The sequence below is a fragment of the Shinella sp. JR1-6 genome (assembly GCF_004284735.1).
In the GTDB taxonomy this organism is placed as follows: domain Bacteria; phylum Pseudomonadota; class Alphaproteobacteria; order Rhizobiales; family Rhizobiaceae; genus Shinella.
This window is the reverse complement of sequence record NZ_SHMI01000004.1, coordinates 399424-416077: the sequence shown is the minus strand read 5'-3', so window position 1 is coordinate 416077 and position 16654 is coordinate 399424. Positions and strand designations below refer to the sequence as shown.

At 64.0% G+C, this 16654-nt stretch carries 18 protein-coding genes; 9 read left to right on the top strand and 9 right to left on the bottom strand.

Annotated elements, in window-relative coordinates; genetic code table 11:
* Positions 1–4 precede the first annotated feature (4 nt).
* The 6 genes from EXZ48_RS09655 to bmt all read left to right on the top strand — a co-directional run bounded on the left by EXZ48_RS09655 (position 5) and on the right by bmt (position 5430).
* Complete coding sequence (locus EXZ48_RS09655; RefSeq protein WP_023517380.1) at positions 5–148, top strand: hypothetical protein; 144 nt, start codon at positions 5–7, stop codon at positions 146–148.
* Between the two features lie 141 nt (positions 149–289).
* A complete protein-coding gene (locus tag EXZ48_RS09650) occupies positions 290–568 on the top strand; it encodes a hypothetical protein (protein WP_130515589.1) in 279 nt (92 codons plus the stop codon).
* A gap of 341 nt (positions 569–909) precedes the next feature.
* On the top strand, positions 910–1908 hold the full coding sequence (locus EXZ48_RS09645) for an ABC transporter substrate-binding protein (protein ID WP_023517381.1): 999 nt from the start codon (positions 910–912) through the stop codon (positions 1906–1908).
* 256 nt (positions 1909–2164) lie between these two features.
* Positions 2165–3076 carry a proline/glycine betaine ABC transporter permease gene (locus EXZ48_RS09640; protein ID WP_130515587.1) on the top strand — a complete coding sequence of 304 codons (912 nt, stop codon included), beginning with the start codon at positions 2165–2167 and terminating at the stop codon, positions 3074–3076.
* Positions 3069–4112, top strand: a complete 1044-nt coding sequence (locus EXZ48_RS09635) for a glycine betaine/L-proline ABC transporter ATP-binding protein (RefSeq protein WP_023515527.1) — start codon at positions 3069–3071, stop codon at positions 4110–4112. Before EXZ48_RS09640 ends, EXZ48_RS09635 begins: the two co-directional genes overlap by 8 nt.
* 304 nt (positions 4113–4416) lie before the next feature.
* The gene (gene bmt, locus EXZ48_RS09630; RefSeq protein WP_050743289.1) at positions 4417–5430 is read left to right on the top strand and encodes a betaine--homocysteine S-methyltransferase; all 1014 of its coding nucleotides are present in this window, start codon (positions 4417–4419) and stop codon (positions 5428–5430) included.
* Positions 5431–5465: 35 nt separating this feature from the next.
* On the opposite strand, the gene EXZ48_RS09625 is transcribed toward bmt, so the two are convergent.
* The 3 genes from EXZ48_RS09625 to EXZ48_RS09615 all read right to left on the bottom strand — a co-directional run bounded on the left by EXZ48_RS09625 (position 5466) and on the right by EXZ48_RS09615 (position 7815).
* Positions 5466–5885: a DUF1801 domain-containing protein gene (locus EXZ48_RS09625; RefSeq protein WP_023515529.1), complete on the bottom strand. Its 420-nt coding sequence runs from the start codon at positions 5883–5885 to the stop codon at positions 5466–5468.
* A 152-nt stretch (positions 5886–6037) separates the two neighbouring features.
* Entirely contained in the window at positions 6038–7171 is a 1134-nt protein-coding gene (locus tag EXZ48_RS09620) for an aminotransferase class I/II-fold pyridoxal phosphate-dependent enzyme (protein ID WP_130515580.1), read from the bottom strand.
* Positions 7168–7815, bottom strand: a complete 648-nt coding sequence (locus tag EXZ48_RS09615; RefSeq protein WP_023515531.1) for a transcriptional regulator — start codon at positions 7813–7815, stop codon at positions 7168–7170. The genes EXZ48_RS09620 and EXZ48_RS09615 overlap by 4 nt, the downstream gene beginning before the upstream one ends.
* A gap of 127 nt (positions 7816–7942) precedes the next feature.
* Between EXZ48_RS09615 and EXZ48_RS09610 the strand changes: the two genes are divergently transcribed.
* Positions 7943–8290 (top strand): hypothetical protein, encoded by a 348-nt coding sequence (locus EXZ48_RS09610; protein WP_024271524.1) that lies wholly within the window; start codon positions 7943–7945, stop codon positions 8288–8290.
* On the opposite strand, the gene EXZ48_RS09605 is transcribed toward EXZ48_RS09610, so the two are convergent.
* Positions 8275–9159 (bottom strand): LysR family transcriptional regulator, encoded by an 885-nt coding sequence (locus EXZ48_RS09605; RefSeq protein WP_130515696.1) that lies wholly within the window; start codon positions 9157–9159, stop codon positions 8275–8277. The genes EXZ48_RS09610 and EXZ48_RS09605 overlap by 16 nt on opposite strands.
* A gap of 97 nt (positions 9160–9256) precedes the next feature.
* On the opposite strand from EXZ48_RS09605, the gene EXZ48_RS09600 reads away from it, so the two are divergent.
* Positions 9257–9556 carry a hypothetical protein gene (locus tag EXZ48_RS09600; RefSeq protein ID WP_130515578.1) on the top strand — a complete coding sequence of 100 codons (300 nt, stop codon included), beginning with the start codon at positions 9257–9259 and terminating at the stop codon, positions 9554–9556.
* Positions 9557–9612: 56 nt separating this feature from the next.
* Here EXZ48_RS09600 and EXZ48_RS09595 read toward each other — a convergent pair whose 3' ends face one another.
* From EXZ48_RS09595 to EXZ48_RS09575, 5 genes are all read right to left on the bottom strand, one after another.
* Positions 9613–11784, bottom strand: a complete 2172-nt coding sequence (locus EXZ48_RS09595) for a VWA domain-containing protein (RefSeq protein WP_130515576.1) — start codon at positions 11782–11784, stop codon at positions 9613–9615.
* 14 nt (positions 11785–11798) lie between these two features.
* The gene (locus EXZ48_RS09590) at positions 11799–12320 is read right to left on the bottom strand and encodes an RNA polymerase sigma factor (RefSeq protein ID WP_050743294.1); all 522 of its coding nucleotides are present in this window, start codon (positions 12318–12320) and stop codon (positions 11799–11801) included.
* A gap of 79 nt (positions 12321–12399) precedes the next feature.
* Entirely contained in the window at positions 12400–13092 is a 693-nt protein-coding gene (locus EXZ48_RS09585; RefSeq protein WP_245461988.1) for a phosphodiester glycosidase family protein, read from the bottom strand.
* A gap of 99 nt (positions 13093–13191) precedes the next feature.
* Positions 13192–13848 (bottom strand): 4Fe-4S dicluster domain-containing protein, encoded by a 657-nt coding sequence (locus EXZ48_RS09580; RefSeq protein ID WP_130515694.1) that lies wholly within the window; start codon positions 13846–13848, stop codon positions 13192–13194.
* Between the two features lie 134 nt (positions 13849–13982).
* Positions 13983–15566, bottom strand: coding sequence for a trimethylamine methyltransferase family protein (locus EXZ48_RS09575; protein ID WP_130515571.1), 1584 nt, complete (start codon positions 15564–15566; stop codon positions 13983–13985).
* 370 nt (positions 15567–15936) lie between these two features.
* Here EXZ48_RS09575 and EXZ48_RS09570 point away from each other — a divergent pair, with 370 nt between their 5' ends.
* Positions 15937–16632: a B12-binding domain-containing protein gene (locus tag EXZ48_RS09570; RefSeq protein ID WP_023514481.1), complete on the top strand. Its 696-nt coding sequence runs from the start codon at positions 15937–15939 to the stop codon at positions 16630–16632.
* The last annotated feature ends 22 nt before the right edge of the window (positions 16633–16654 follow it).

Below are 16654 nucleotides of genomic sequence, written 5' to 3'. Positions count from 1 at the left end.
GACAATGCTGTTCATCTTCAGCAAGCCGAATTTCGTACAGATCGCCTGGAACGGCGAAGCCCCCCAGAGCCAGTCCCGCGTGCGCAACGTCGTGATGGATGCGCCGCTCGGTCCCCTCGGCTTCATCCGCACGCGCAACGTCGGCTGATCTTTCGAGCGTGACGTCAGGTCCGCTCGTCTACGGCGCCGTCTCTCTCCGGGAGGCGGCGTTTTTTTATTGCCTTTCAGGGCCCTTGAACGGCGAAAGCCGTGCATCCCTTCCGGTGATACACGGCTTGCCAAAATACGCATGGCGGCATCTGACAAATACGCGTCAGAGCCAGGCACCCCGGTACGCAATACCTTTCCGGAGCAGGCGGCGATGTCCCCCGCCGTGAGAGAACAAATAGCGGCACATCCTTACCGGACCGTTATCGGGACCTTAAGCAAAGATGAATCGCGCTCTTTTTTGAATATTTTTGCGATTATTTTCAAAAGGCCCGAAGCGGCGCGTTCGGAACAGGATTTGTCCACTTTCAGCGACCATCGCGGCACGCCACGCAAAAGGACACCCGATCATTTGCCCTGACGCGAGCAAACGCCCAAAATTTCCACCACAGGGTTGCCGGTATTTCAGCCTTTTGCCCTCCGGCAAAGGGCTCGACGGCGGCCACCCGGCGCGCAGGAGGTTGATTTCTCTATGAGAACCCGTAGGCTGCCCCTCGTGACGCACGAAGACAGGTTGCCGGTGACAGGGTTCCGCCGGCAAGTCAAAAAAAGCTCGGCGTCGCTGCAGCAGGGGGATTGGCTCGCCTCACCTGGCATCGGATCCCCGTGGCTGTCGCAAAACTTTCGGGCAGTCGGGATAACGCAGTAACCTGCGCTGCCCTCCGGGTTGATCGCTGCATCCAAGACTGGGAGGTCTTATCCATGAAGAAGCTCCTTGCTTCCACCATCCTTGCTGCCGGCCTTTACGGCTTTGCCGGTTCTGCCCAGGCGGCAGAATGCGGCGAGGTCTCGATCGCCGAAATGAACTGGGCCTCGGCGGGCGTCGCCGCGCATGTCGACAAGCTCATCCTCGAAAACGGCTATGGCTGCACGGTCACGCTGGTGACCGGCGACACGATGCCGACCTTTACCTCCATGAACGAAAAGGGCGAGCCGGACGTCGCGCCTGAAATGTGGGTCAATGCCGTGCGCACGCCGCTTGACACGGCGATCGCCGAAGGCCGCCTGATCCAGCTTGCACCGCTGCTTTCCGAAGGCGGCGTCGAAGGCTGGTGGATTCCGAAATTCCTCGCCGATGCCCATCCGGACATCAAGACCGTTCAGGATGCGTTGAAACACCCGGACCTCTTCCCCGCGCCGGAAGACGCTTCCAAGGGCGCCGTGCACAATTGCCCCTCGGGCTGGAACTGCCAAGTCTCGACGGACAACCTCTATCGCGCACTCGACGCCGACAAGGACGGCTTCACGCTCGTCGATACGGGCTCGGCAGCGGGCCTCGACGGCTCGATCGCCAACGCCTTCGAGAAGAAGAGCGGCTGGCTCGGCTACTACTGGGCGCCGACCGCCATTCTCGGCAAGTACGAGATGACCAAGCTCTCCTTCGGCGTCGAGCACAACAAGGCCGACTGGGATGCCTGCACCGCCGTGCCGGACTGCCCCAACCCGAAGGTCAATTCCTATCCGACCTCCGACGTCTTCACCGTCGTGACCAAGGCCTTCTCCGAAAAGGCCGGCGTTGCCATGGACTATATGAAGACGCGCCAGTGGGACAACGGCACGGTCGGCAAGGTGCTTGCCTGGATGGATGCCAACCAGGGCACCAACGAGGACGCCGCAAAGCACTTCCTCGAAACCTATCCGGACATGTGGACCAAGTGGGTCGCACCGGAGATCGCGGAAAAGGTCAAGGCCGCGCTCTGACGACGGTCCGCCGGCAGCCCTTTCCGGCTGCCGGCCTTCCAGCGACCTGAACGAGGGTGCAGGCAAACCGCCCGACGCCCGCCCAAGAAACTGCAGAGGTCGCAAACAGCACAGTATCAAGCGGCAGTTCGTGCGAAGACGGACTGCAAGCCGGGAACCAGAACAAGAATATCCCTGTGCGCGCCGTTTCGTTCGCAAGGCAAGAACATGCCCTTGCGGAGCGGGACAATAACTTCCGGTAGAAGAGGGGAAGAGGATGGCAGGCCTATGCGAACTATTGCCAGGCTTTCTTTGCAAGTTTCCGGCTTTCAGTGACACCAGTATCCGCGGAGCAAGAAAAGTCATCGACGACGGCTTCAAGAGCCTCGTCAGAAGTTACGTCAACATCATCGATGCAATGGTTCAGCCGTTGCAATGGTTCCTGAACTATCTGGAGCGGCTGTTTGTCAGTTCGCCCTGGCCGATCATCCTGATCGCGATGCTGGCCATCGTCTATTTCGGCAGCCGCAACATCAAGATCACCATCGGCACGGCCATCTCCATGTGCGCCATCGGCCTTCTGGGCCTGTGGAACGACACGATGGTGACGCTCGCCATGGTGACGGTCTGTACGCTGATCGCCGTCATCGTCGGCATCCCGATCGGCATTCTCATGGCAAGGTCGGACCGGGTGCAGGCCTTCGTCAACCCGATCCTCGACGTGATGCAGACGATGCCGAGCTTCGTCTATCTCATCCCCGTCGTCATGATCTTCGGCATCGGCAAGGTGCCGGGCCTCATCGCGGTCGTCATCTATGCCGTGCCGCCGATGATCCGCCTCACCAATCTCGGCATCCGCCTCGTCGACAAGGAGGTGCTGGAAGCGGCCGACGCCTTCGGCTCCTCCGGCTGGCAGAAGCTGAAGAACGTGCAGATGCCGCTTGCCCTGCCCACCATCATGGCCGGCATCAACCAGACCATCATGATGTCGCTCGCCATGGTCGTCGTCGCCTCCATGGTCGGCGTCGGGGGGCTCGGCAAGAACGTGCTCCAGGCCATCAACAACCAGTTCTTCACGGTCGGGTTCCTCAACGGGTTCGCGCTCGTGGCCATCGCCATCATCTTTGACCGCACAAGCCAGGCCTATGGCAAGCGGCTGCAGAAGCATTCGGAGGTAATTCATGGTTAGTCATGCAATCGAGGTCCGCAATCTCTACAAGATCTTCGGACCCCGCGGCGGCGACTATGTCGATGCGGTCAAGAACGGCCTCGGCAAGGCCGAGCTGAACCAGAAATACGGCCATGTGCTGGGTCTGCGCGACATCAACATCTCCATGCCGGCTGGCGGCATCATGGTGGTGATGGGTCTGTCCGGCTCGGGAAAATCGACGCTGATCCGCCACATCAACCGGCTGATCGACCCGACCGCCGGCGAAGTGCTCTATGACGGCGTCGACGTGTGCCGGATGAACGAGAACGACCTGCGCGAATTCCGCCGCCACAAGACGGCAATGGTGTTCCAGAAATTCGCGCTGCTGCCGCACCGCACGGTCCTCGAAAACACCGTCTACGGCCTCGAGATCCAGGGCGTGGCACAGGCGGAGCGCGAAAAGCGCGCCAAGCAGTGGATCGCCCGCGTCGGCCTCGCCGGCTTCGAGAACCACTACCCGAACCAGCTTTCGGGCGGCATGCAGCAGCGCGTGGGCCTTGCCCGGGCACTGACCAACGACGCGGACATCCTCTTGATGGACGAAGCCTATTCGGCGCTCGACCCGTTGATCCGCGTCGACATGCAGACCGTGCTGCTCGACCTGCAGAAGGAACTGAAGAAGACCGTCGTCTTCATCACCCACGATCTCGACGAGGCGCTGCGCCTCGGCGACAAGATCGCCATCCTTCGCGACGGCATGGTCGTGCAGCAGGGCACCGGGCAGGAGATCGTGCTGAACCCCGCGGACGAATACATCACCGCCTTCGTCAAGGAGGTGAACCGCGGCCGGGTGGTGAATGTCGAGACGATCATGGCGCCGCTCTCGGGCAATCCCGAGGGCATGCCGATCACCACGGGCACGGTGCTCGAAATGGCCGCCCGCGCCATGACGGCCGCCAACCAGACGCTCGCCCATGTGGTCGACGAGGCGGGCCGACCGATCGGCGCTATCAGCCTCAGCGCCATCATCTCCTCGATGGTGACGCCGACCAGCCACGAGGCGAAGGCGGCCTGAACCGCACCGCAGACGGACAGGGAGGGCGCTCCCGGGCACCCTCCTCCCGTTTAGGAGTGGCCGGCTTCGTTTCGCCCCGTTCCTCCCCACCCTACACACCGCCGTCTCCTTCCTTTCTTGCCTTTCCTCGGACTCCCCCCGCTCTCCTTCCTCACCCTCGCGCTTGACCCGAGGGTCCACGCGGCATCCGGAGCTGTAGATGATCGAGGCAAGGGTTGCGACCTTCCTCGAACGAGCCGCCAATCCGCCGTTGCAATCACATAAAGAAATCTTTATATGATGTGACAAACAGAAGGATCCACCGATGACCGCGACGAACCCGCTTGCCCAGCTTCTTGCCGAAAAGCCCTTCCTGCTTGCCGATGGCGCGACCGGGACCTCGCTCTTCGCCATGGGCCTCGAAGCCGGGGAAGCACCGGAGCTGTGGAACGAGGCCAAGCCCGAGAACATCACGAAGCTGCACCAGGACTTCGTCGATGCGGGCGCGGACATCATCCTCACCAACACCTTCGGCGGCACGCGCCATCGCCTGAAGCTGCACCATGCGCAGGACCGCGTCTTCGACCTCAACAAGAAGGCCGCCGAGATCGCCCGTGCCGTCGCCGACAAGGCACCGCGCAAGGTGATCGTCGCCGGTTCCGTCGGCCCGACGGGCGAACTGCTCGTGCCGCTCGGCGCGATGACCTATGACGATGCCGTTTCCGCCTTCGCCGAACAGATCGAAGGTCTGAAGGCCGGTGGTGCGGATGTCGCCTGGATCGAGACCATGTCCTCGCCGGAGGAAATCCGCGCCGCGGCCGAAGCGGCCACCAAGACCGGCATGCCCTTCGTCTATACCGGCTCGTTCGACACGGCCGGCAAGACCATGATGGGCCTGCATCCGCGGGACATCCACGGCGTTGCCGGCGATATCGGCGCGGGCCCGCTCGCCGTCGGCGCCAATTGCGGCGTCGGCGCGTCCGACATCCTGTCCTCGCTGCTCGACATGACCGGCGCCGACCCGTCCGCGACCGTCGTCGTCAAGGGCAATTGCGGCATCCCGGAATATCGCGGCGCGGAAATCTACTATTCCGGCACGCCGCCGCTGATGGCCGAATATGCCCGCCTTGCCCGCGATGCCGGCGCGCGCATCATCGGCGGCTGCTGCGGCACGTCCTGCGAGCACCTCGCAGCCATGCGCGTTGCGCTCGACGCGCATGAGCCGCGCGAACGTCCGACGCTCCCCGCGATCATCGAGGCTATCGGCCCGCTGCGCAACAAGACCGCTGACGAAAGCGCCGCTGCGCCCGCCCGCGAACGCGGCCGCCGTCGCGGCTGAGGCCAGAAGGGCGCCCGGTGGGCGCCCTTTGTCGTTCAGGCACCCGATTTTCGCCGGTGATAGGTCAGGGCGGCGTGGAGACAGAAGGCCAGCGGCGCCCGTGGCAGTGGTTCACCCGCGGGAATGAGGATCGCACGATTGCCCTCAAAGCCAAAAACCCCTTCAAACTGCATCCGGAACGTCGGCACGAGCGTGGTCTGGCAATTGAAGAACACCGCGCCGCAATCTGCCGCCTGCCGGGAAACGCCCAGCCGGATGGAACTGCCCGACCGGCTCTCCTGCGTGAGATAGGCCGGCTCGCCCCATTTGAGCGTTTCAACAAGGGCGCCGACGCCCGGCGTTTCCGCGGCGACCGCGAAGATCGCCTCACGGATTTCCATCAATCGTGCCCGCACCGCCGCCGGATAGCGGTCGAACACCACGGCGACCAGTGCCGGTATCGGCGGAGCAGTCATCGTGTCTCCTTTCGCTGGGCGTGCCGCTGTACACTGCCGCAGCGCGTCTGCTCTGTCGAGAGGAGGACGATCACGCATGAAGGAAGCCACCGCACGCTTCGAGAGAGGCGGCGGCAGCACCGGACCCCGATTGCCGGACCGTCGGGAGGAGCTTACGACGCTTCCAAAAACGCCCGCCATGCTGCAAGTCCCGCCTCCATGTTGCGCCGACCGACGCCGACACGGAAACGATCCGACGGTACGGGCAGAAGGTCCGAGACATAGAGGCTGGAAGGCAGCAGCAGCACGCCCTTCTCCTCGACCAGCCGGCGGCAATGCTCCTCGACGCCATCCGCACCGCGATAGCGCGGGAAGGCGACGCAGCCGCCGTCCGGCTCGGCCCAGTCGTAAAGATCCGGATAATCGGCGAAAAAGGCACCGAGCTTGGCCATATTCTCCGCGCAGAGCGTGCGGTTGCGGGCAAAGATCGTTTCGCGTGCCTTGATCGCGATACCGGCCAGCACCTCGGAGGGGCGCGCATTGCAGATGGAAAGATAGTGTTTCATCTTCTCCATGCGCGACAGCAATGCATGGTCACGGCTGGCGATCCAGCCAACACGCAGGCCCGGCAGGCCATAGGCCTTGGACATCACATTGAGTGAAATCCCCCTGTCGAACAGGTCGGCCGCCTGCGGCAGGCGCTTTGCCGCGTCGATCTCCAGTCCGCGATAGACCTCGTCGGAAAAGAGATGGATGCCGCGCTCGGCGCAAAGATCGACCAGTCCACGGAAAATCGCCTGATCGGCGATGGTGCCCGTCGGATTGTTCGGGAAATTGACGGCGACGAGTTTTGTTTCGGGGCGCAACGCGGCGCGCACGTCGTCGAGATCGAGCTGCCAGCGGTTTTCCGGCCGGAGCGCAATGCCCGTGACGTTGCCTGATATGGTGACCGGCATGGTCTCCATCGACTGGTAGTTCGGCACGGTGACGATGGCATGGTCAGCGGGTGAAAGCAGCGCCAGCATGGCGCAGTACAGCCCCTCCTCCGCGCCGGCGAAGGTCAGTATGTCGGCGCCCGACAGCGTGTCATAGGTCGTTGCGATGGTCTCGCGCAGTTCCGGCGCGCCCCAGGTTTCGGTATAGCCGAGCGCCACGCGCTCCCAGGCCTCGCGATCCGCGGGTCCCGCCAGCGCCAGGAGGTCCGACATGGTCATCGTCTCGGCATCGCTTGCCGTCATGTGGTGGCGCGCCTTGAATTCCCAGCGCGAGAAATGGGTTTCGAGGCGGAAATCCGGCAGCGTCGTCACAGGGTCCTGTCCTTCTGGTTCTGGCGCCGGGCATCGGCGAGATAGTTGTAGATCGAAGCGCGCGAGGCGCCGATGAGGCCGGCGAGATGATCGACGGCATTGCGGGTCTGGAACAGGCCGCGTTCGTCGAGCGCGGCGACGAGCGCCACCCGGTCGCCCTTCTTCAGCGCCGTCAGCGCCAGCCCGCGGGTGCGCAGCCAGTCGTGCAGCGCCGTGTTGATCTCCTCGCGCCAGTCGCCGGCGAAAAGCGAGGCCGGGCGGGCGGCTGCTGCACCGGTAAAGGCCGAAAGCAGCCTTGCCGCGGCATCGAAATGCGAGACATCCATGTTGATGCAGAAGAGGCCGAGCGCCTGGCCGAAATCGTCCTTCAGCACCGCCGTCACCGACTTCAGGCGCCGCCCGTCCTCGCCGGTCTTCTCGTAGGGGCCGTAGATGCCGCCCTCGCCGGCTTCCTCCAACTCCTCCTCGACGAGCGATTCCATGCCCGCCTTGCGGCCGGAAAAGGCATTCCAGATGCCGGCGATCAGACCCGTCTCGAGATCGTGCAGCACGACTTCGGCATGGGGATAGAACAGGGTCGAGATGGCCGCGGCCGTCGCGGTGTGCTGGCGAAGCAGCAGGTCGGCATTCGATGAGTCGTACATGCGGACAAACAACCCAAAGATAGATAATTTGTCAATATTGGATTTTTAGTCTAAACATTCACTGACCGGCTTGCGACCCGCTTTTTCCCTGTCCTATTTAAGACGACGTGATTCTTGGGAGACCATCATGAGTGCCGATCTTGCAGCCTTTCCCGACCGGGAGACCGTGGCCGACAAGCTGGGTGCCCTCGGCGAAACCGAGCAGGCCTATCTGCGCCTGCTGATGGAAAACCCCAAGCAGGACGAGAACCTCCTTGGAGGCCTCGACCTGTATCTCAACCGCGCCGCCGCTGCCCGCTTTCTCAACTCCCTGAAGCTGGAAAAGCTCGGCGAATGGCTGGGCGAGGCGGCGCCGGCGCGCCTGCAGATGCGGCTGACCGAAGCCGCCCGCTCCAGCCAGCACGCCGCCTATGCCGCCTTCCGCGCCGGCCTCACCCGCTCGGGCGGCCTCGAACGCGCCTATCCGAAGGCCTGATCGGCCGGCACCGCCAGCGGCCCGAAGGATTTGCGGATCATGTCGGCCATGCCGTCGATCGTCGGCCCGCTGCGCCGCGGATTGCGCTTCAACACGACGCGGGACGAATCGATCGGCGGAAAACCGTCCGCCGCGGTCAGCTCGCGCGTGCCGGGCGGGATGTTGCTGCGCGACAGCGGCGCGACGGTCAGCCCGCTCATGACCGCCGATCGCAGGCCCCCGCTGGTGTCGCAGGTATAGGCGATGCGATAGGGGATCGTGTGCCGCTCCAGCGAGCGCAGGGCGAAATCCCGACACCAGCTCGAGCGCCAGTAGACGGCCACCGGCATCGGGCGTTCCAGATGCCGGTTGTGCGCCACGGAGGTGACCCAGACCGTCGGATCGATCGCCAGAAGCTCGCCGGAGACCCCGTCGCACCAGTCGAAGATGATGGCGAGGTCGAGCTCGTCGGCCTCCAGCGCCGCAAGCTGCTGGGCGGTGTAGCCACAGAGCACCGTCACCTCGGTATCCGGATGGATTTCCGCAAACGCCGCCAGCGCATTGGGCAAGACCGTCTGGTTGTATTCCTCGGGAATGCCCACGCGCACCGGGCCGTCGAGCGGCACGGTGCGCATCGCCGCCGTCGTCTCGTCGACGAGCCCGACGATGCGCCGCGCATAGGGCAGCAGCCGCTGGCCCTCCCGCGTCAGGGCGACGCCGCGCGGGCCGCGCTCGAAGAGCGTCGCCCCCACCGAATCCTCCAGCTTGCGCACTTGCATGCTGATTGCCGATTGCGTGCGCCCGAGCCTGTCGGCGGCATGAGTGACATTGCCGGCCTGGGCGACGGCGACGAAAATACGGAGCAGGTCGCTTTCGAGAGGGGGATACATGGCGCCATCGCTTTTTCTGATGCCTGCCATAATCGCTATTCGTTTGTGAAATGTCTACGGTTTTGCTTGGCTTTGTCGTGAAAGAGAAGGCAAGGCCATGGGAATCATCCGAAAACTACGAGAAGAATGGATGCGGTTTCGCCGGAGGCAGGCGGAACGGGAAGCCCTGCGGCTGCTCATTGCGCGGCGCGATACACGATTACTGCGCGATGTCGGGCTGACACTGGCCGAAGGCAGCCCGCGCGGCTACGAGCAGCTGCCACAAGCAAAGGAGCGCCGCTGGACGGCGCCCCTCATCCGGCTGCGACTGCTGCCACCCAGCACGTGGAGCGAAGGCGATGTGGCGCCGGCGGCCGCAAACAACAGTTGCAAGGCGGCGGAAAAACCCGCCGCTTAGCCCGTCTCCCCCATGTGGGGAGACGTTTCGGCAGACCGAATGAAGGGCGACCTGCCCTACTCCGCCTTTTCGCCGGAAAGGCCGCCGGCGAGCTGGACGAGTTTGAGGAACTCGGCGCGATAGCCGAAGGGGTCGTTGCCCTTCGCTGCCTCTGCAAGCCCGAGGATCGAGCCATAGGCGTAGTCCTGCAGGGCCGTCACGCCCTTCAGCTTCTGCCCGAAGGCGGCGACGGCGACCGAGAAGCGTACATCCGTCGAGGCGGCGCTCACATCGGCGACGGCATTCGCATCCGTCACCGGCAGGGTTGCCAGTTCGCTCGTCTCGCCGTCCGGCTTCTTCCAGCGCATCTTCAGGAAGGCGAGTTCGCCGCTGCCGCTCTCGGCCACCGGCTGTGCCTTGCCATAACGCAGCGGGTCGTTCAGCACGGCGGGGCTGCCCTTCGGCGTCACCTCGTAGATCGCCGTCACCCGATGGCCGGAGCCGATGTCGCCGGCATCCACCTTGTCGTTGTTGAAATCCTCGCGGTTGAGCACGCGGGTCTCGTAGCCGATCAGGCGGTATTCGGCGATGCGGTCTGGATTGAACTCGATCTGGAACTTGACGTCCTTGGCAATGGGGAAGAGCGAGGAACCCGCCTCCTCCACCAGCGTCTTCTGTGCCTCGGCCAGCGTATCGATATAGGCTGCCGTGCCGTTGCCGTTCTGCGCTAGCGTCTGCATCATGCCGTCATTGTAGTTTCCGCGGCCAAAACCAAGCACCGAAAGGAAGATACCGCTCTTGCGGCGCTCCTCGATGATGCGCTTCAGGTCCTCGTCGCTGGCCGGGCCGACGTTGAAATCGCCGTCCGTCGCCAGCATGACGCGGTTGACGCCATCCTTCTTGAAGGCCTTCTCCGCCAGCCGATAGGCCGCCTCGATACCCTCGGCGCCCGCCGTCGAGCCGCCCGGCTGGAGCGTGTCGATGGCGTCGAGGATTTTCTGGCGGTTCTTCGCTGCCGTCGGCTCCAGCACCACGCCGGCATTGCCGGCATAGGTGACGATGGAAACGGTGTCCGTGTCCTTCAGCTTGCCGACCAGCAGGCGGAAGGCGCCCTTCAGCAGCGGCAGCTTGTCCACCTCGTCCATTGAGCCGGAGACGTCGATGAGGAAGACGAGGTTGGCGGCGGGCTGCGCCGTCAGCACCGTCTCGAACCCCTTGATGCCGATATGCAGCAGCTCGGTGTTCTTGTTCCAGGGCGTCGGCATGACCGTGACGGAGGCGTTGAACGGCTTTTCCGCGGTCTCCGGCCCCTTCCAGTCATAGGGGAAGTAGTTGACCAGTTCCTCCACCCGCACTGCCTCGAGATCCGGCAGGCTGCCGCCGAGCAGCGCGCGGCGCACATAGGAATAGGAGGCCGTGTCGACATCAGCCGAAAAGGTCGAGACCGGATCGGTGGTGACGCTCTTGACCGGATTGGGATCGGCCGAAGCGAAACGCTCGCGGTCCTCCTCGGGCACGGGCATCGCGATGGCATCAGCTGCCGCGGAGGGCTGTGTTATGGCGCGGCTCAGGGCCTGCATGTTGGCGGCACCCTCGACGATAGCAGATTCGTGTCCGCTGAGATCGATATGACCAACGGACGTTTCGGCAGTGGTCTGGCTCAGTTCCGGCGTCGGAACAACCCCGCCGAGCAAGGATGAATCCGGGACGGTGGCGACCACCTCCTCCTGACGGCTTTCAGCGAGCGGGGCAGGTTCGGTAGAGAACACCGTGGTCGTCTGAGTGGCGTCCGCCTTCGCTTTCGCATCGGACGACCGCTTCGCACTGCCGCCCTGGCCGCTCTCCTTCAACGCGGCTGAAACGTCTTCCGCATTGAATTCACCCGCCTTCGCTTCCAGCTTGCGCGCACGCAGATCGGCATCGACCGGCTTTTCTACGACCTCCGCCTCCGTGGTCAGCGGCACGGTGCCATTGCGCACCAGTTCATAGCTGACAAGACCAGCGACTGGCACGACGAGCAGCGTGGCAAGGGCCGAGCCGGCGAGAAATTTGCGGTTCATGATGGGGCTCCATATCCGGTTGAAGATGGAGCTTTGACGCCCGCCCAAGGGCGATCCTTGGGTGCTGGTCGCATTTTTTTCCGCGCCGTCGAACGCCTCCATGGCGGCGGCAAGCGCGCGGGCACGGGCCGCGGGGTCGGCGGCGGGAGCCCTGTTGCGGGCAAGTTTTTCGAGGTCGAGATCGCTCATCGTCTGTCCTTCCGTCACGCGGCCGCATCGCGCAAAAGCACCTTCAGGCGCTTGCGGGCTTCGTGCACATGCCAGGAAATCGTCGTTTCGGCGCAGCCGAGCACATCGGCCGCCGCCGCATGGCTGAGCCCCTCGCCGTAGATCAGCAGCACGGCGTCGCGCTGCTTGTCGGGCAACTGCCGCACCGCCTGCCAGAGCTCCTCATTGCCGTCGTCAGCGGGGGCGTCGTCCAGCACGGCCTGTTCGCGCAGATAGGCGGCGTCGCGCCATTCGGCCCGGCGCCGCTTGCGCAGCTGGTCGCGCGCCGCATTCAGCGTCACCGAATAGAGCCAGGTCCCGAAGCGGCTGGCGCCCTTGAAACCGCGGATGGCGCTGGCAAGGCGTATGCACACCTCCTGTGCCACGTCCTCGGCATCCTGCCGGTCGCCGCACCATCGCCAGGCGACGGCATGGATAAAATCATAGCGGCCTTCGACAAGCGCGGCGAACGCCTGCCTGTCGCCTGAGGCCGCCTTTTCGACGAGTTCTGTTTCCACGGGTCCATCCCGATTGCTGTGCACTATCCTTTCAGACGTGTCTCGGGCGGCGATCCTTGGGCCTGCGTTCAAAAAAATCTCACCAAGGCAGATTTTTTACGACGGCGATGATGGTACCCATCACGGCGTCCCGGTCGTGGCGCCGGATTTCCGGGGCGTAGAGGCTGGAAATGCTGCCGTCGAGAAAGAGCGCATTTTTACTGTGCAGCCGGTCACGGAAGAGCGTCGCGAAATCGTGGAAGCGCACCGGAGTTTTCGAGATTGCGAAGGCGACCCGCCCGTCCGGCAGGATGCCGACGCCGTTGCGGATCTGCAGGCTGGTGGCATCGGGCAGGAAACGCGGATGGATGGTTCCGTCGATCAGCAGCATCGGTCCCGATTGCGTCGCCTCGACCGGCGACAGCGCGGCCTTCGCATAGGCTTCCGTCTCCAGCACACCCGCTGTGCCGTCTCCCACCCAGAAAACGCCGTTCGGTTTCAGGAAGAAATTGCCGAAGGCGTCACCGCGACTGAGCGCGCCCGTCTCCCTTCCGTTTTCCACCAGCAGCCCCACCGGACCATAATCCGGATGGTACATGCCGCCGTTCATCGCAAAGCTCATGTGCTGACTGTTGCCGAGGAGATGGGTGTTGAGCTGGTCGTAGGTCGCACCGCGCTTTCCGAGCGTCGCCGTGCCGTAGAGGCGGATCGTATCCACCTTCGGATCGAAGGTGCAGACGGTGTAGCGGCCCGACAGGTGGTCGATCTCGGTGCATTTTGGCGCTTCGGCCATGGCGGGGCTCCCGAGAGCGAGGAACAGGAGAAGAATGAGAAGGACGCGCATGGCGTTTGGCTCGGCTGGCATTGCGGCAAATTTAGCGGCAGGTCGGCGTCAAAGCGAGAGCGCCGCCATGTGGAAGCGAAGCTGCGCGGCATCATAGCGATAGGCCGCGCCCACGGGACAGGCGGCGCGGGCAAGGCAGCCGGCCGACATGCAGCCGCCCTGCCCCACAGGCGTGCGCAGATGCGCGCGGCAGGCGGAAATGTCGAACAAATCCGGGCGAACGGCTGCGGCAGGACAGGTGGTGAGGCAGGGCTTGTCCGGACAGTGATCGCAGGGATGGGGCGCTACCGGCGACGGCGTGTCCTCGATCGGCGCGGCGAAACCGAGCGCGCCGCGATAGCCGTGCCAAAGACCGTAGACGGGGTGGATGAGGATCCCGAGCGGCGAGGCTTTCAGGCCCTCGGCCCGCATCGCCCATTGCTGAAACGGCTGCCAGGGCGGATCGGAGGGAAACCAGGCGGTCGCCCCTGCCGCCGCGGCAACGGGCTCTATCACCGCCTTCGACCAGGTATCGAGCGGATCGGGGCCGGATCGCCCTTTCCGCCAACGGGAAAAGGCCGGCCAGAGAGAGCTGCCAATATTGCCGATGAGCACGACGCTTGCGGCCTGGCGGCCATCCGCCAGCTCAGGCGGTGTTTCGCCCTCACGAAAATTCACGGCACCGCGCAAAAAAAGACCGTGCGGCTGGAGAGCCGCACGGATCATATCGAGATCGGGACTACGCGCCCTCACCGGGTCACATCTCCCTTGATTTCATAGTGGGGACGCCAGACGTCCTTCTGGATCATGTCCGCCACCCGTGTTGCTCCGCCTTGCTCCCTGGCGCGATCGGGACCCTTTCAGGTGAAGGCGTCCGGCATCGAATCCTTGCGGGCCGCCATATAGGCCAGCAGCGCGTCGTCGATCGCCGGATCGAGATAGGGCGCCTCGTAGTGCTCGAGCCAGGTGCGGCAGAGCGCGTTGGCGCGGTCTTCAATGCGCTTCTGTCCCTCGATTTCCCACTGCTCGAACGAATTGTTGTCGGCGAGCGGCGAGCGGTAGAAGGCGGTCTGGAAGTTGGCCTGGGTATGGGCGCAACCGAGATAGTGGCTGCCCGGGCCGACTTCGCGGATCGCATCGAGCGCCTGGGCGTTCTCCGAGAGGTCGATGCCCTCGGCGAATTTCTGCTGCATGCCGAGCTGGTCCTGATCGATCATGAACTTTTCGTAGGAGGCAACGAGGCCGCCTTCCAGCCAACCGGCGGCGTGCAGCACGAAGTTCGTGCCGGCGAGCAGCGTCATGTTCAGCGTATTGGCCGATTCGTGGGCGGCCTGCGCATCCGGGATCTTCGAGCCGCAGAGCGAGCCGCCGGTCCGGAACGGAATGCCGAGGCGACGGGCGAGCTGCGCCGCGCCGTAGGACACCAGCGACGGCTCCGGCGAGCCGAAGGTCGGCGCGCCCGACTGCATGGAGATCGAGGCCGCGAAGGTGCCGAACAGCACCGGCGCACCCTTGCGGATGAGCTGTGTGAAGGCGGCGCCGGCGAGGACTTCGGCAAGGATCTGCGTCAGCGTGCCGGCGACCGTCACCGGGCTCATCGCGCCCGACAGGATGAACGGCGAGACGACGCAGGCCTGGTTATGCCGCGCATAGACCTTCAGCGCGCCCACCATGGTCTCGTCGAAGACCATCGGCGAGTTGGCATTGATGAGGTTCATCATGACCGTGTTGTTTTCGACGAACTCGTCGCCGAAGACCAGCTTGGCCATGGCGATCGAATCTTCCGCGCGTTCCGGCGCGGTGACCGAGCCCATGAACGGCTTGTCGGAATATTTGATGTGGCTGTAGACCATGTCCAGGTGACGCTTGTTCACCGGAACGTCCACCGGCTCACAGACCGTACCGCCGGAAGAATGCATGGACGGCGCCATATAGGCGAGCTTCACGAAGTTGCGGAAATCCTCGATCGTCGCATAACGGCGGTTGCCTTCCAGGTCGCGCACGAAGGGCGGGCCGTAGACCGGCACGAAGACGGTGGCCTTGCCGCCGATATGCACGCTGCGCTCGGGATTGCGGGCATGCCAGGTGAAGTTCGACGGCGCGGTCTTCAGGAGTTCGCGGCAGAGGCCCTTGGGGAAATGCACGCGCTCGCCGCGCACGTCGGCGCCGGCGTCCCGCCAGAGCTGGAGGGCTTCGGGGTCCTCGCGGAACTCGATGCCGATCTCTTCCAGTACCCGGTCGGCGTTCGCCTCGATGAGCTGCAGGCCTTCTTCGTCGAGGACTTCGTATTCCTTGATCTTGCGGGTGATGTAGGGCAGCGACGGGCCCGGGCCGCCCCCGGTGCGCGAGGCGCGCCGCGCGGCCGCACCCCGACCCTCACGCGAACGGCGACCGCCGCCTTCACCGCCGCCCTCGCCTGCCACCTGCTGAATGTCCTCGCTCATGATCCGTCTTTCCTTGTTGTCGCGGTGCAGAAAAGCACCGCGGGCCTTGTTCTTTCCGGCGCCCGAACGCGCCTCTCGTTCTATGCTAGCAAGCCGCCGGGGCGGGGCGGTTCTCAATGCGCCAAGCGGTGGCGCACGCGGGATACCGGCATGGGCGAGACTATAGCGGGATTGCGACGGGGAGCGTAGCGGCATTGACGTGTTTGCACTGTCAATTCACGGCTTTACCGGCTATTCATGCAAGAAGCGGGAAACGGGTCGCTTTTCGCCATATGCGACGTCGCTTTCAAAATCAGGTTCGCGCAAGAGGAACGCTATTCCTTATGGTGAGAGCCTGCCGCCGCAGCGCCACTGGAGACGAGGAAACACAATGTCTGACGACGAAATCATTCTCGCCGATCTCTCCGACGAAGAGCTCGTGCAGCAGATGCACGACGACCTCTACGACGGCCTGAAGGAGGAAATCGAGGAAGGCACCAACATCCTTCTCGAGCGCGGCTGGGCCCCCTACGACGTCCTGACCCAGGCGCTCGTCGAAGGCATGCGCATCGTCGGCGTCGATTTCCGTGACGGCATCCTCTTCGTTCCGGAAGTGCTGCTTTCGGCCAATGCGATGAAGGCCGGCATGTCGATCCTGCGTCCGCTGCTCGCCGCCACCGGCGCGCCCAAGCAGGGCAAGATGGTCATCGGCACCGTCAAGGGCGACATCCACGACATCGGCAAGAATCTCGTCGGCATGATGATGGAAGGTGCCGGCTTCGACGTCATCGACCTCGGCATCAACAACCCGGTCGAAAACTACCTCGAGGCCATCGAACGCGAGCAGCCGGACATCCTCGGTATGTCGGCGCTGCTGACGACCACCATGCCCTACATGAAGGTCGTCATCGACACGATGAAGGAAAAGGGCCTGCGCGACGATTACGTCGTTCTCGTCGGCGGCGCACCGCTGAACGAGGAATTCGGCAAGGCCGTCGGCGCCGACGCCTACTGCCGCGACGCGGCCGTCGCGGTCGAAACGGCCAAGGAATTCATGAAGCGCAAGCACAACATGCTTGCCGGCTGATTTTTGAAGGGCGCCGGTCTTG